Origin of the sequence: Vibrio zhanjiangensis (assembly GCF_030161235.1) — a bacterium.
In the GTDB taxonomy this organism is placed as follows: Bacteria; Pseudomonadota; Gammaproteobacteria; order Enterobacterales; family Vibrionaceae; genus Vibrio; species Vibrio zhanjiangensis.
Genome location: NZ_BSPW01000021.1, coordinates 90,701 through 105,739, shown reverse-complemented (window position 1 = coordinate 105,739; position 15,039 = coordinate 90,701). Strand labels below are relative to the sequence as shown.

Below are 15,039 nucleotides of genomic sequence, written 5' to 3'. Positions count from 1 at the left end.
TTGCCGAACTTAGTTAAATTCGAGTTCTACTTGATGATTACCAAGCAGCTGCTTCAAATTGTCTATTAATTCATCACTTGGCGTCACGCGCCACTCTGTACCCAGTGTTAAGCAAGCTCTTGCATTGCTGCGCTGGTAATATATGTGAACAGGAACACTTCCTGCCTTATGAGGCTCTAGTATGTTACTAAAGCGCTCAAAAAATTGCTCGTCGATTTGAGAGTCTTCCATAGATATCGACAATCTTCGGGCGTATTTTTCACGAGCTGCGCCAAGATCCATAACCTCTCGTGCCGTCATTTTAAGACCACCGTTGAAATCATCAAAGCTGACCTGTCCTGAAACAACCAAAATTCTGTCTTGTTCAAGTAGCTCTGCGTATTGATCCAATGCGTCAGAAAACAGCATCACTTCCATTCGACCACTGCGGTCATCAAGCGTCATAATTCCAATACGGTTACCACGCTTTGTGGTCATCACTCTAGCCGCGATAACTAAACCTGCCACCGTCACGCTTTGATCTCGCCGCGTCGGCGTAGCGTCTTTTAATCGATAGCTAGTATACTTACCCAATTCCTTTATGTAGGCATTAACTGGATGCCCAGTTAAATAGAGGCCTAGTGTATCACGTTCTCCCTCCAACCAAACTTTTTCTGGCCAAGCAGGGACCTTAGTATATTTATGTTCAACCTCTTCTGCCGTCTCAGTGAGCACGCCAAATAAATCATTTTGACCAAAGGCTTCAGCTTGATGATACTGACTCGCCGCTTTCACCGCATCGTCCAATGATGCCATCATGGCCGCGCGGTGTGGCCCAAGCCTATCCAGTGCCCCAGCATAAATGAGCTTTTCAATCACACGCTTGTTGACTTTTTTCAGATCAATTCTGGCACAAAAATCAAATAAATCTTTAAAATATCCCCCAGCATTGCGCGCTTCTAGAATTGCGTCTATTGGTCCTTCCCCGACACCTTTAATGGCTCCGATACCGTAAACAATCGCCCCTTCTTCATCGACATTGAAACGGTACAGACCTGAATTGATATCCGGAGGTAAAACCTTAAGCTTCATACGCAAACATTCATCGACCAAACCGACGACTTTTTCGGTATTATCCATGTCAGCCGTCATAACCGCAGCCATAAATTCTGCTGGGTAGTGTTTTTTCAGCCAGAGCGTTTGGTAAGATACCAAAGCATATGCCGCCGAGTGCGATTTGTTGAAACCATAACCTGCAAACTTCTCTACTAAATCGAAGATTTTCATTGCAAGCTCGCCATCTACACCATTTTTGATCGCGCCTTCTTCAAACACAGCCCGCTGCTTCGCCATTTCCTCCGGCTTTTTCTTACCCATAGCGCGGCGCAGCATATCTGCACCACCTAAGGTATAGCCTGCAAGAATCTGAGCAATCTGCATAACTTGCTCTTGGTACAGGATAATCCCGTATGTCGGCTCAAGTGTTTCTTTCAGCGACTCATGCTGCCATGTTTCATCTGGGTATGAAATGGCCTCTCGGCCATGTTTACGGTCGATAAAGTTGTCCACCATGCCTGACTGAAGAGGCCCTGGTCGAAACAAGGCCACCAAAGCGATAATATCTTCAAAACAGTCCGGTTTCAGACGCTTAATGAGCTCTTTCATTCCGCGAGATTCAAGCTGGAATACCGCCGTGGTTTCTGCGTTCTGCAACAGCTGGAAAGAGGCATCATCATCAAGAGGAATAGATTCGATACGAACAGGCTGCTGTCCTTGCTTTTCGAGCCTTGAGTTGATCAGAGCAAGAGCCCAATCAATAATTGTCAGCGTGCGCAAACCAAGAAAATCAAACTTCACTAAGCCAGCCGTTTCGACGTCATTCTTATCGAACTGAGTAACTGGATAATTTCCTTCTGCATCAGCATAAATCGGTGCAAAATCTGTGATAGTGGTGGGGGAAATCACCACGCCTCCAGCATGCTTACCCGCATTACGTGTACAGCCTTCAAGAATGCGGCACATATCGATGAGTTCTTTAACTTCCTCATCGGCTTCATACAACTCAGCAAGAGCAGGCTCAGCGACGAATGCTTTATCCAGTGTCATTCCTGGATCTGGCGGTACCATTTTTGAAATACGATCAACAAAACCAAAGGGATGCCCTAATACGCGCCCCACATCACGGATAACAGCTTTGGCAGCCATAGTACCAAAGGTAATGATCTGAGATACCGCATCTCTTCCATACATTTCAGCAACGTGATCAATGACTTGATCGCGTTTATCCATGCAAAAGTCGACATCAAAATCTGGCATCGATATACGTTCTGGATTCAAAAAACGCTCAAAGAGTAAGTCATACTCCAAGGGGTCGAGATCCGTGATCTTAAGTGCATAAGCCACTAGAGAGCCCGCACCAGATCCTCGGCCTGGTCCGACAGGGATATCGTTATCTTTTGACCACTGGATGAACTCCATCACGATCAAGAAATAGCCGGGAAATCCCATATTATTAATGACTTCCAGCTCGACCTGTAACCTTTCATCGTATTCAGGGCGGCGCTGGGCACGAAGATTTTCATCAGGAAAGAGAAACTCAAGGCGCTCTTCTAAACCTTGTTGTGATTTTTTAATCAAGAATTCCGTTTCTTCCATGCCATCGGTTGGGAAGGCAGGCAGAAAATACTCGCCTAAACGCACAGTGACATTACAGCGCTTAGCAATTTCAACGCTATTTTCCAGCGCCTCTGGAATATCTGCAAAAAGCGCACACATTTCCTCTTCGCTACGCAAATATTGCTGAGCACTGTAGTTTTTAGGGCGGCGAGGATCTTCGAGCGTATAGCCATCATGAATCGCAACACGAATTTCATGCGCATCAAAGGTTGACTCATCCAAAATAACAACATCGTTGGTGGCGACGACAGGTAATTGCTCATCTTGTGCAAAATCGAGAGCAAAATGTAGGTAAGTCTCCTCATCGGCTCGCCCCGTGCGCGTGAGCTCGAGATAAAAACAATCGGCAAAATGTTGGCGGTAAAAATGCGCGCATTGCTGAGCGACTCTAACATTCCCTTTGAGTAAGGCTTTACCTATCTCACCATTTTTTCCCCCAGATAAAATAATCAGCCCAGAAGAGAGCTCAACTAACCATTCTTTATCAATTACAGGTTGATGCTGTACATGCCCACGCAAGTAAGCTTTGGAAATCAACAAAGTAAGGTTTTTATACCCTTGATTGTCAGAAGCCAATATAGTGAGGCGAGTTAACTCATCTGCAAATTCTGCGGATTGAAGCGCAAAGTCTGCGCCAATGATAGGCTTCACACCACATCCATGCGCTGTGCCATAGAACTTGACCAAACCACATAGATTAGTAAAGTCGGTTAACGCCACCGCTGGCATGCCCATCTCCGCAACTTTTTTTACCAATGGCGGTACTTTGGAAAGGCCGTCAACCATGGAAAAGTCGCTGTGAACTTTGAGATGAATAAATTTAGGTTCTGACATGAATATTCCGCAACTGAGCTGAGTCAAAAGAAAAGCAAAAGTATTGTATGTGATACCGAAAAAAGTCGACTAAATCAAACCCAAAGCTTTTTTTACAGGCTTAAAGCTTTTTCTGTGTTGTTCAATCACACCATATTGCTCAATGGCAGCAAAATGCGCTTTGGTTGGATAGCCTTTATGCTTTGCAAAACCAAACTGAGGATGCAGTTTGTCAAGCTCTTCCATTTCTTGATCGCGAACGACCTTAGCCACAATAGATGCTGCACTAATTTCAGCGACACGCATGTCACCTTTGACTACAGCTAAGGCATCCATGGGAAGCTTAGGCACTCGATTACCATCAATTAAGACAAAGTCTGGAGTGATGTTTAATCCCTCAATCGCTCTTTGCATCGCAATCAATGTGGCATTGAGAATATTGTATTGATCGATCTCTGCGTGTGAGCATCGCCCTACGGACCATGCCAGTGCCTTATCTAAAATTTGAGGAAATAAAGCCAAGCGTTTTTTTTCTGTCAGCTTTTTTGAATCATTTAACCCATCAATGGGTTGGTTTGGATCAAGAATAACAGCGGCGGTCACCACATCACCGACCAAAGGGCCGCGTCCAACTTCATCGACACCCGCAATTTGTTTATACCCAATTGGGTATTGAAACTCCGCAACAAGCGTATTTTTTTCGTTCATGATGGTAATCTGTCTATGAGTTTTAGCACGGCATGAGCGGCTTGAGTATCGGCATCTTTGCGAATCCAATGATGCATTTGGGTAAAACGTTCAAGCATCCTCTCACCTCGGCCACTAAATAATTTCTCAACTTCGATCTCTAAATTTTCCGGCGTACAGGCATCTTGCAGCAGCTCAGTCACTAGCTCTTCATTGGCTAAAATATTGGGTAAAGACACATACTTCGTTTTAAGCATGCGCTTTGCAAGAAAGGCCGTCATAGCATTAACGCGATAGCCAACAACCATAGGGCGTTTAATGAGCATGCATTCCAAAGCAACCGTTCCAGAAGCAAGCATTACAGCATCGGACGCTGTGATCACATTGCGCGCGGTATCATTAACTAATCTGAAGTCAAGCTCTGGTGCAAGTGCTTGCCAAGCCTGCTCAAATTGAATTCGGCGCTTTTCATTGACCAAAGCAACCACAAAGCCCATTTCTGGATGTTGTTTATTTAACCGTTTACAAGTCTTAATAAAAGGCTCAGCGAGCATCTTAAGTTCGCTACCACGGCTTCCTGGTAATACAGCAAGCCAAGTTTTATCTTGCTCAAGGCCAAGTAAGTCACGTGCGGGGGCTTTGGGTGACTCAAGCGGGATGGAATCTGCCAAGGTATGGCCAATAAATTCACAGGGAACCTGATACTTGTCGTAAAATGCTTTTTCAAAAGGCAGAAATGCCAACACCAAGTGAGTTGCAGCTTCAATTTTAACAATTCGTTTTTGTCGCCACGCCCAAACCGAGGGGCTCACATAATGCACGGTTTTGATACCTGCATTTTTAAGATCAAGTTCTAAGCGTAGATTAAAATCTGGAGCATCAATCCCGACAAACACATCTGGTGGATTGTCAGTGAAGTAACGGACTAATTCGGCTTTTACTTTTAACAAACGTGGCAAGCGTCCAAGCACTTCCACTAAGCCCATCACAGCAAGCTCTTCCATGTCAAATAAGGATTCACAGCCTTGAGATATCATTTTAGGTCCGCCAATACCGACAAACTCTGCATTTGGATAGATTTGCTTGATCGCTTGGATTAAGCCCTCTCCCAGAGTATCCCCGGAAAGCTCTCCAGCAACAATACCGACTCGTAATGGTTTCTCCATCACTGCATTACCTTTTTATCTATGCCAAAAAAGTAAAAGAGATCGCAATATGATGTGCGATCTCTTTCTAAATTATTCACACTGTATTAGCGAATAACGCCACGCTCAGAAGTTTCTACAAAATCAATAAAATGTTGAATTGAAGGCCAATCTTTGGCCATTACCTGTAAGGTTTGTATTGCTTCAGCTTGAGTTTTGCCTGCACGATAAAATTCTTTGTAAGCGTTGCGCAATGCACGCAACTCAGCTTTTTCAAAACCATTTCTTTGCAAGCCAACCAAGTTCAAACCAAATGGAGTCGCGTGATTTCCTTGAGCTAGCACATAAGGTGGCACATCCTTAACAACCCCAGAACATCCGCCGATATAGCTGTACGCCCCTACTTTACAAAATGGGTGAATGGCAGACAACGCCATAACACCAGCAAAGTCTTCCACAGTAACATGACCACCAAGTATCGAGTTGTTACCTAAATGGGTATTGTTCCCAACAATAACATCATGAGCAATGTGGGCATTAACGCAAAGTAGGTTATCATCACCAATGACGGTAGACGCTTTGTCTTGTACTGTACCTCTGTGAATTTGAACCGCCTCACGAATCACATTGCGGTGACCAATCACAACCGTGGTGTCTTCTCCACCGTACTTTTTATCTTGGTTTTCTTCACCGACGACAGCATGAGGAAAAATACGATTCTCACTACCAATTTTCGTGTGACCTTTGATCACCACATGGGACATAATTTCTGTCCCCTCACCAATTTCGATGTTGCCTGAAATGTAAGTAAATGGTCCTACGGTGACATTTGCCGCAATATTTACATCACCCTCGATGACGGCAGCCGGATGAATCTTGGCAGTTTTATGTATCATATTAAAACTCTCGACGTGCGCACTTGAGTTCAGCAGAACAAACCACTTCACCATCGACTTTGGCTACACCATTGAAAGCAGCAATACCACGGCGCTCCTTAACAAATTCCACTTGGATTACAAGCTGATCACCAGGTGTCACTGGCTTGCGAAATTTAGCACCATCAACGCTAGCAAAATAGTAAAGCTCATTTTCAGAAGGAGCACCAAAAGATTTAAACGCCAGTAATCCCGTTGCTTGAGCCATCGCTTCCAAAATTAAGACGCCAGGAAACACGGGAAGTTGTGGGAAATGACCGGTAAATTGTGGTTCGTTCACTGAAACATTTTTAATCGCCGTAAGATACTTTTCCTCTTGGAAGTCAATCACACGATCAATAAGTAAAAAAGGATAACGATGAGGTAACAATTCTTGAATTTCAGTGATGTTCATCGTTTTGTTTTCAGTAGTCAAAGTCATTTTCCTATATTGAATGCTAAATAAACTGGCAGGTATTACAACCAAGTCATTTTGATATGCTAAGTAAGCCCTCTATTAAAAATAGAATAGGCCTACTCTCAGTATGTTAGGGAAAGTCCCCTTACGCGAGTCTTTCAGTCAAACGGCGATCAAACGTCACTATCAACTTCTAGTTGTTTTTCTAACGCCTTAAGTCGTTTATTCATATCATCTATACGATGAACACGCGCTGCGGTTTTTCGCCATTCTTTATTGGGTTGCAAAGGAATACCTGAAGAATACATACCTTTCTGGTCGATACTTCGCATCACCATCCCCATACCGGTAATCGTCACACCATCTGCAATCTCAATGTGGCCGTTTAAAACACTCGCCCCACCGATCATGCAATATTTACCTATAGTAGTACTGCCAGCAACGATGGTACCACCAGCCATAGCCGTGCCATATCCGATGTGTACATTATGCGCTATCTGCATTTGGTTATCGATAATAACATTGTCTTCGATAATGGTATCTTCTAGCGCACCACGATCGATTGTGGTACACGAACCGATTTCCACTCGGTTGCCAATTTTAACCGTTCCTAGCTGGGGAATCTTGATCCATTCGCCTTTTTCATTGGCGTAGCCAAAACCGTCAGAACCAATAACTGTATTGGCTTGGACAAGACAATCAGAGCCAATAATCACATCATGGTAAATACTGACATTTGCCCAAAGTTTCGTGTTGGCACCAATTTGAGCATTTTTGCCAACAAAGCAACCAGCGCCAATCACCACATTTTCAGCAAGGCGAACTCCAGCCTCTATGACAGCGTTTGCCCCAATTGACACACCTTCTCCAATCTCAGCATCAGATGAGATAACAGCAGATGGGGCGATTCCCTCGGCTGGCACGGGTGTTGTGTCTAAAGCTTGCGCGACTTTTGCAAACGCAACGTATGGGTCATCCACCACAAGAACGTTACTCGGGCACAACTCACGCTGAGCTTCCTTCACCATAATCACTGTTGCTTGGCAGTCAGCGAGGTGTTTTGCATATTTAGGATTGGACAGGAAAGTAACGTCTCCATCCTGCGCCTTTTCCATAGGGGACACCATAGTAACGAGTGCTTGCTCATTACCGTATAGTTTTCCACCGGTGATCGTTGCCAGTTCGGCTAAAGTAAGCGTTGCCATAGTGAGTTACTTAAGTGCGTTAATGACTTTTTCAGAAAGATTATATTCAGGTTTACCGTATTGCATGGTTTGAATATCAACAACAATATCGTAACCTTCTTTTTCTGCGACTTTTTTCACAGCATCTTGAATGACCTTGAATAACTTCTGCTTTTCTTCCGCTTCACGGCGAGCCGAGGCTTTCTCTAGCGCTTGTCCTTTAATTTTGTACTCACTATCCAGTTTGGCAATATCAACGCGAAGCTTTTCAACTTCCTCTGGGCCTAGGAGTTCACCATCTCGTTTGAGTTTCTCGATCTTAGTTTTTGCTTCAGCCTGAATTGACTTTAGCTCGTCTGCTTTATCTTTGAACTCTTTTTGCATTTTTTGTAGCACGACTTCACGTTGGGGGAGAGCCTGAAAGACTTGAGCCGTATTGATATAGCCAATTTTTTGCGTACTCCCCGCGGCATTAGCAAAAAGAGATGTCGTCATTAACAATAGGCTAAGGCCAGCCGCTTTAATCATTTTGTTCACTTTATATTCCTCTATATTTAGAAGGTTCTACCGATGGTGAAAGTGAAGAATTCTTCATCATCACCTTCGTAAATTTTCATTGGTTTCGCTACGGAAAAAACTAATGGCCCCATGGGGGACATCCACTGTAAGGCCACGCCATACGACGATCGATAGCTTGTGGGATCTGAATAATCGCCATAAATCGGATTGCTCACACCTTCTCGGTAGTTAAATTCCGTATCCCAAACACTGGCAGCATCAATAAATAAGCTGGTACGAATCTGACTTCTCGCCTCATCAGATGCAAATGGCGTTGGAACAATTAACTCCATACTTGCTGTAGCGATGGCATTACCACCAACCGAATCGTCCGTTACATCTACACAACCATTGTTTCCACATGCTCCACCATTGGTGGTATACACTGCTTTAGGTCCTGCAGAACGGGAGCTAAAGCCTCGTAATGAAGAAAATCCACCCGCGTAATAGTTTTCATAGAATGGGAATAAGTTGTCATTCCCATCAGTTTGCCCATAGCCATTTCCATAGCCGAGCCTGCCACGCATCAACAAAGTAAACTCATGTTTTTTCGTCAATGGGAAATACTGACGAACTTCATAGTCTAGCTTAAAATATTGAGCATCAGAGCCGGGTACCGTCACTTTAGCAGACGCTTTTTGATAGTTACCTGCCGTAGGGAAGAAACCTTTATTGAGATTGCTCCGAATCCAAGCTGCGCTGACATCAAAATCATTGGTTAATATATCCCCTTCTGGCTGACCGATGCTTTGAGCAAAAAGCTGAGCTTGGTCATACGTTGGGACGTTGCCAATTTTATTGTGAGTATACCCTACACCAAACTGCAACTTGGTCAATTCATTGATAGGAAAACCCCAAGTTAAACTCGTACCATAGCTTTCGTTGGTATAATCGATAATCCCAGCATCAGAGGCTTCAAATGTATTGTAGAAAATCTTCCCACCTAAACTGACGCCATCCAGATTCCAATACGGATCGGTATAGTCAAGGCTTACATTTTGCTGGTAATCATTCATCATTGCACTGATGCCAACTCGATTCCCAGAACCTAAAAAGTTATCCTGTTGTAATCCAACTTGGAAGCTCACACCCGATTCAGTACCGTAGCCAATTCCGAAATTCACACTGCCGGAGTTTGCCTCTTTAACACTGTATACGAGATCAACCTGATCATCGCTTCCCGGCACTCGAACAGTCTGTACATCAACCGTTTCAAAAAAACCTAAGCGATTGAGGCGTTTTTTGCCCGTTTCAATAGATTTTGAATTTAACCAGCTGCCTTCCATTTGGCGCATTTCTCGGCGCAGTACTTCATCTTTGGTTGCGTTATTGCCAACAAAACGTATGTCACGCACATAAATTCGGTTACCTGCTTCTACGTTTACGACAAGAGACACCTGCTGATTTTCATCATCAAATTCTGGAATGGTGCGTACTTGAGGATAAGCATATCCAGCTTCTCCAAGAACGCGCTTAACACCTTCCTCTAAACGCGTGACCTGTGAACCATTATAAACATCACCATTTGCAAATGGCACAAGTGCTTCAAATTCGGCTTCTTTGCCAATCAACTCTCCTCGAAACTTCACATCCTTAATCGTGTAAGGAAGCCCCTCGTTGACAGCTAATGTGATATAAACCCCTTTCTTATCCGGAGATATAGCAACTTGCGTTGAATCGAGTTTGAACTTTAGGTAGCCACGATCTAAGTAATAGGACTTTAAGGCCTCTAAATCGCCTGCTAATACTTGTTTTTGATACTTATCATCTGATAGAAAGTTCCACCAAGAAACATCAACATTAAGATTAAATCGGCTTAACAGCTCTTCATCGCTGAAGGCCTTATTACCAAGGAAATTAATCTGCTGTATTTTTGCTGATACACCTTCGGAAAATACAAACTTAAGATCAGAACGATTACGGGGTAAAGGAGTTACAACCGCTTTAACCGTTGCATTATATTTACCAACACTGTAATAGAAGTCTTCTAACCCTTTCTCAATATTTGATAAAGTTGTTCGGTCAAGCGCTTCGCCAACGCGGATTCCAGAGGCATCAAGATTTTGCTGTAACTGCTCTTCTTTTATTGCCTTGTTACCAGAAAATGAAATACTGGCAATCGTAGGACGCTCCTTAACTTGAACAAGGAGTTGGTTGCCATCTCGTAACACTTTGATATCTTCAAAGTTTCCAGAAGCATATAAGGCCTTAATAATATCGGACACATCTTGACTACCTATGGTGTCTCCAACACGTACTGGCATCTTTAACAAAGCCGCACCCAGTGCAACACGCTGTAATCCATCGATTTGGATATCTTCTACAACAAAGTCTTCGGCCCCGTTCGCAGCGACGCTCGTTGCCAATAGCGTTGCAAACAGAATTTTATTCATCGCCATATTTGTTTTAGTTATTCCTTACTACAAGCTTTGCCCAACTACAAACGAGCAAAATCATTGAATATTGCTACTGCCATAAGAGAAAAAATAATCGCACCGCCGATGCGGTAGCCCATGTCTTGAACACGTTCTGGGACAGGGCGTCTAGTCACAGCTTCGACAGCAAAAAACATCAAGTGTCCACCATCTAGCATGGGTAGAGGAACAAGATTAATAATGCCTAAGTTAACGCTAATTAACGCCAGAAAACCCAGAAAGTACACTAAACCATAATCAGCTGTCGTACCTGCACCTTTAGCGATTGAAATCGGGCCGCTGAGATTATTCAATCCAACATCCCCAACAATCAGCTTTTTCAGCATACTGACTGTCAGGCCTATCACTTGTCCGGTCTTTTCAACTGCTTTTCCGACTGATTCAAATACACCAAATTGCAAGTCGAAGCGATAGCTTTCCGGCCATTCTGCGACTTGCGGTGCAATTCCAGCAAACCCAATGACTCTATCGTTTGATACCGACCGACTCTCAGGTATCAAAGTCAGATTTAGCGTTTCACCATTTCGCTCAACCACTAGGCTAATCATCTGGTTTGGGCTATTTTGCACAAGTTCAACCACCTGCTGCCAATCAGTCAAAGGCGTATCATTGGCTGACAGTAGTTTGTCTCCAGCCATTAGACCCGCTGCATCACCAGCGCCACCAGCGGTTACAGAGGTTAACTGAGTGGAAATTTCAGGTGTAAATGGCTGAAAACCCAATGAAGACATCGCAGATTCAACTTCTGGATCAAAACTCCAATCAGTCAAATCCAGTGTCTTAATCTCCTCGATGCCAAACTCATCCGCTGGTGCAACAGTCAAAGTCATCTGCTTATCACCAATATGAGAAATCAATCCCATGTTAACTGATTCCCAATCCGGTGTTTTGACGCCAGAGACTGATTTAAGTTCCATATTGGATTCTAAGCCAGCTCTTGCCGCTATTGAGTTAGGTTGCACTTGACCAATCACAGGTTTAACTGCAGGTACACCAATGAGAAAAACTAACCAGTAAGCAAATACAGCAAAGAAAAAATTAAATGCGGGCCCCGCGGCAACTATCGATGTCCTTTTCCACAAAGGTTGGGTATCAAATGCTTGCCCCCTTTGCTCTGCAGGGACATCATCGACTCGGCCATCAAGCATTTTAACGTACCCCCCCAGAGGTATCACTGACAAACTGTACTCGGTACCATCTTGGCCAGTTTTACTCCAAATTGATTTACCAAAACCAATAGAGAACTTCTCAACTTTCACACCACAGCGACGCGCAACCCAAAAATGACCGAACTCATGCACCGCGACAAGGATGCCAAGGGCGATAATAAAGGAAGCAAAATTCCATAAAATGTCGGTCATGATGTACACTCTTTAATTGTTTCAACAGCCAATGCTCTCGCCATTCTATCGAGCTCTATGACGCTTTCCAAGCTATGACAGTCTGACTGACGAGTCTTGCCGCAGATATGACTTGCAACTCGCTCATTAACAGCAGCAATATCGGTGAATTTTAATTGGTGCGCCAGAAAGGACTCTACTGCCACTTCGTTGGCGGCATTGAGAGCCGTTGTGGCATGTTGGCCTTCATAACACGCATCAATTGCGAGTTTCAAACAAGGGTATTTTTTATAATCTGGTTCGAGAAAGGTCAACTGACCAACTTGAGTAAAATCAATAGATGAAACGCCAGTGAACACTCTTTCAGGGTAAGCCAGTGTGTAAGAAATAGGCGTAGCCATATCAGGATTTCCCATTTGGGCCAGTAAAGAGCCATCTTTATACTGAACCATAGAGTGAATCACTGACTGAGGATGAATCAGAACTTTCAGTTGCTCTCTATTGGCATTGAATAACCACCGAGCTTCAATATATTCCAAGCCTTTATTCATCATACTCGCTGAATCTACCGAAATTTTAGGCCCCATACACCAATTTGGATGAGCAAGCGCCTGCTCTGGTGTTACATTCGATAATTCGTCTATATCGCTGTAACGAAATGGCCCTCCGGAGCCAGTCAGGACAATATGCTGAATACCATGACGACTCAAATCGCAATTGCCTAAATTAGTTTGGATGGATTCAGGCAAACACTGGAAAATGGCGTTGTGCTCGCTATCCACAGGCATAAGCTCGGCGCCAGATTCTTTAACCGCATCCATAAATAGTTGGCCAGACATGACCAAGGCTTCCTTATTGGCAAGCAAGACTCTCTTGCCCGCTTTAATCGCCGCCATGGTTGGTATAAGACCAACCGCCCCAACGATGGCTGACATCACAGTGTCAACCTCATCAAACGAAGCCACATGAACAATCGCTTCTTGTCCCGCCAATACTTGGGTTGGCAACTTGAGCTCTTGAAGTTGATTACGGAGCTGTAACGCCGCATTTTTACACGCCATAACGGCATATTTAGGCCGCCATTGTTGACACAACTGACGCATTTTCCCGACATTGGTTCCCGCGACTAGCGCGACAATAGAAAACTCGTACGGGTTATGTTCTATCACTTTTAAAGTGCTCTCACCAATGGAGCCCGTTGCACCTAAAATTGTCAGCTTGCGCATAAAAAAACCAGTAATATTAATCAGGTAGAGCAAAGTCTACCTTTGCAATTAGAATAAGAAATAAAGAAGTGTGAATACAGGAAAAGCCGCTGTCAAGCTGTCAACTCGATCTAGTACTCCCCCATGCCCTGGTAGAATCTTACCACTATCTTTGATACCCGAAACGCGTTTAAACATACTTTCAACAAGATCACCCAGCACTGAAATAACCACAGTGATAAGCGTAATGATTACCATAGCAAAAGAGTTACTAAACTCGATATTAAACCAAACCGCAGTTCCCCAGCCCACCAATATAGCGGTAATAATTCCGCCAATGAGGCCTTCTATCGTTTTATTGGGACTGACCTGAGGCGCCATCTTACGCTTACCAAAATTTTTCCCACAGAAATAAGCGCCGCTGTCTGCTGCCCAAACAATAAAGCAAACAAAGAGTACAAGTTTAGCTCCGTGATAACTATCCGCATAGATACCTTGAGCTCTGAGTAATAAAATACTCCAGAAAAAAGGTAAAAGAGTCAGTACGCCGAATAAGTGTCTTAGCCAATTAGAATCCTGCCAAAGTTTGGAAGAGCGAGGAAAAGAAAGCACCAAGCAACTGGATATGATCCACCAAATACTCCCAATCGCTAGCATAATAAAGTGCGCATCAGTCAATGAACTGAGACTTCTGGCATCAAAAGGAATCATCGCCAAGGTAATGGCACTGATAGCAATGCTGGGTATCAATGCTATCAGCCGAGTTTTAGACTCCACAAACTGAGTCCACTCCCAATAGCCTAAACATGTCACCATAGCGACAGCCAGCATAAATAGTGCTAATGGCAGCTTGAAAATACCTAGAATAACCGCAGGAGCAAGAATTAGCGCTGTAATAATCCGTTGTTTCAAACTTAAACCCTTAATGGCTCTCAATCAGTTGTTTAATTTGCTCACCGGTACAACCAAAACGTCTCTCCCGATTAACAAACCATGTCACAGCCTCTATTAGGCTCTCTTCGTCAAACTCTGGCCAATAGATAGGCGTAAAGTAGATTTCGGCATAAGCCATCTGCCAAAGCATAAAGTTACTGATTCGACATTCGCCACTGGTTCGTATCAATAAATCAACTTCAGGTAAATCCGCCATAGTCAAATGCGATGTAATCAAATCTTCAGTGACATCAGCAGCATCTAATTGACCACTTGCGACTTTGGAGGCAATACTCTTGGTCGCCTCGACGATATCCCACTTACCCCCATAATTGGCCGCTATGTTGATCACCATGCCCGTGTTACCATCAGTCAACGCTTCGGCTTGAGCGATCTTTTTTTGCAATCGTTGGTTAAATCGACTTTTGTCACCAATCACACGCAAGCGCAGGTTATTTTTATGCAGCGTCTTAACTTCCGTAGATAAAACGGTAATAAATAGCTCCATAAGAACACCGACTTCTTCTTCTGGACGACGCCAATTTTCGCTGCTGAACGCAAACAAGGTGACGGCTTTTATGCCTAGTTTAGCCGATGTGGAAATGGTTTTTCTTACCGCAGAAACACCATTTTTATGGCCGAAGACGCGTGGTTTACCCTGCGCCTTTGCCCAGCGTCCATTGCCATCCATAATAATAGCAATATGCTTGGGAAGTAATTCTGATGATAGTTGAGTGTTTTGCATACAAGGG

12 protein-coding genes are annotated in these 15,039 nt (G+C 43.9%); all 12 read right to left on the bottom strand.

Annotated features, from left to right (window positions below):
- Positions 1–9: 9 nt before the first annotated feature.
- Positions 10–3,489, bottom strand: coding sequence for a DNA polymerase III subunit alpha (gene dnaE / locus QQK21_RS05395; protein WP_284191168.1), 3,480 nt, complete (start codon positions 3,487–3,489; stop codon positions 10–12).
- A 69-nt stretch (positions 3,490–3,558) separates the two neighbouring features.
- Entirely contained in the window at positions 3,559–4,176 is a 618-nt protein-coding gene (rnhB, locus tag QQK21_RS05390) for a ribonuclease HII (RefSeq protein ID WP_284191167.1), read from the bottom strand.
- Positions 4,173–5,321 carry a lipid-A-disaccharide synthase gene (gene lpxB, locus QQK21_RS05385; RefSeq protein WP_284191166.1) on the bottom strand — a complete coding sequence of 383 codons (1,149 nt, stop codon included), beginning with the start codon at positions 5,319–5,321 and terminating at the stop codon, positions 4,173–4,175. The genes rnhB and lpxB overlap by 4 nt, the downstream gene beginning before the upstream one ends.
- Positions 5,322–5,407: 86 nt before the next feature.
- A complete protein-coding gene (gene lpxA, locus QQK21_RS05380; RefSeq protein WP_284191165.1) occupies positions 5,408–6,196 on the bottom strand; it encodes an acyl-ACP--UDP-N-acetylglucosamine O-acyltransferase in 789 nt (262 codons plus the stop codon).
- A gap of 1 nt (position 6,197) precedes the next feature.
- Positions 6,198–6,650, bottom strand: coding sequence for a 3-hydroxyacyl-ACP dehydratase FabZ (gene fabZ, locus QQK21_RS05375; protein ID WP_284191164.1), 453 nt, complete (start codon positions 6,648–6,650; stop codon positions 6,198–6,200).
- A gap of 155 nt (positions 6,651–6,805) precedes the next feature.
- Entirely contained in the window at positions 6,806–7,837 is a 1,032-nt protein-coding gene (lpxD, locus tag QQK21_RS05370; protein ID WP_284191163.1) for a UDP-3-O-(3-hydroxymyristoyl)glucosamine N-acyltransferase, read from the bottom strand.
- Between the two features lie 6 nt (positions 7,838–7,843).
- Positions 7,844–8,344, bottom strand: a complete 501-nt coding sequence (locus QQK21_RS05365) for an OmpH/Skp family outer membrane protein (protein ID WP_284191356.1) — start codon at positions 8,342–8,344, stop codon at positions 7,844–7,846.
- Positions 8,345–8,370: 26 nt separating this feature from the next.
- A complete protein-coding gene (bamA, locus tag QQK21_RS05360; protein ID WP_284191162.1) occupies positions 8,371–10,773 on the bottom strand; it encodes an outer membrane protein assembly factor BamA in 2,403 nt (800 codons plus the stop codon).
- Between the two features lie 38 nt (positions 10,774–10,811).
- A complete protein-coding gene (rseP, locus tag QQK21_RS05355; RefSeq protein WP_284191161.1) occupies positions 10,812–12,170 on the bottom strand; it encodes a sigma E protease regulator RseP in 1,359 nt (452 codons plus the stop codon).
- Positions 12,167–13,375 (bottom strand): 1-deoxy-D-xylulose-5-phosphate reductoisomerase, encoded by a 1,209-nt coding sequence (gene ispC / locus QQK21_RS05350; RefSeq protein ID WP_284191160.1) that lies wholly within the window; start codon positions 13,373–13,375, stop codon positions 12,167–12,169. The genes rseP and ispC overlap by 4 nt, the downstream gene beginning before the upstream one ends.
- Positions 13,376–13,423: 48 nt before the next feature.
- Positions 13,424–14,266 carry a phosphatidate cytidylyltransferase gene (locus QQK21_RS05345; RefSeq protein ID WP_284191159.1) on the bottom strand — a complete coding sequence of 281 codons (843 nt, stop codon included), beginning with the start codon at positions 14,264–14,266 and terminating at the stop codon, positions 13,424–13,426.
- Positions 14,267–14,276: 10 nt separating this feature from the next.
- Positions 14,277–15,032, bottom strand: coding sequence for an undecaprenyl pyrophosphate synthase (uppS, locus tag QQK21_RS05340; protein WP_284191158.1), 756 nt, complete (start codon positions 15,030–15,032; stop codon positions 14,277–14,279).
- Positions 15,033–15,039: the final 7 nt, after the last annotated feature.

What these genes read in the sequence shown, in the direction of transcription:
- dnaE (WP_284191168.1), bottom strand. Translation starts at nt 3,489, where the DNA reads ATGTCAGAACCTAAATTTATTCATCTCAAAGTTCACAGCGACTTTTCC.
- uppS (WP_284191158.1), bottom strand. Translation starts at nt 15,032, where the DNA reads ATGCAAAACACTCAACTATCATCAGAATTACTTCCCAAGCATATTGCT.
- lpxD (WP_284191163.1), bottom strand. Translation starts at nt 7,837, where the DNA reads ATGGCAACGCTTACTTTAGCCGAACTGGCAACGATCACCGGTGGAAAA.
- rnhB (WP_284191167.1), bottom strand. Translation starts at nt 4,176, where the DNA reads ATGAACGAAAAAAATACGCTTGTTGCGGAGTTTCAATACCCAATTGGG.
- QQK21_RS05365 (WP_284191356.1), bottom strand. Translation starts at nt 8,344, where the DNA reads ATGATTAAAGCGGCTGGCCTTAGCCTATTGTTAATGACGACATCTCTT.
- rseP (WP_284191161.1), bottom strand. Translation starts at nt 12,170, where the DNA reads ATGACCGACATTTTATGGAATTTTGCTTCCTTTATTATCGCCCTTGGC.
- ispC (WP_284191160.1), bottom strand. Translation starts at nt 13,375, where the DNA reads ATGCGCAAGCTGACAATTTTAGGTGCAACGGGCTCCATTGGTGAGAGC.
- lpxB (WP_284191166.1), bottom strand. Translation starts at nt 5,321, where the DNA reads ATGGAGAAACCATTACGAGTCGGTATTGTTGCTGGAGAGCTTTCCGGG.
- lpxA (WP_284191165.1), bottom strand. Translation starts at nt 6,196, where the DNA reads ATGATACATAAAACTGCCAAGATTCATCCGGCTGCCGTCATCGAGGGT.
- bamA (WP_284191162.1), bottom strand. Translation starts at nt 10,773, where the DNA reads ATGGCGATGAATAAAATTCTGTTTGCAACGCTATTGGCAACGAGCGTC.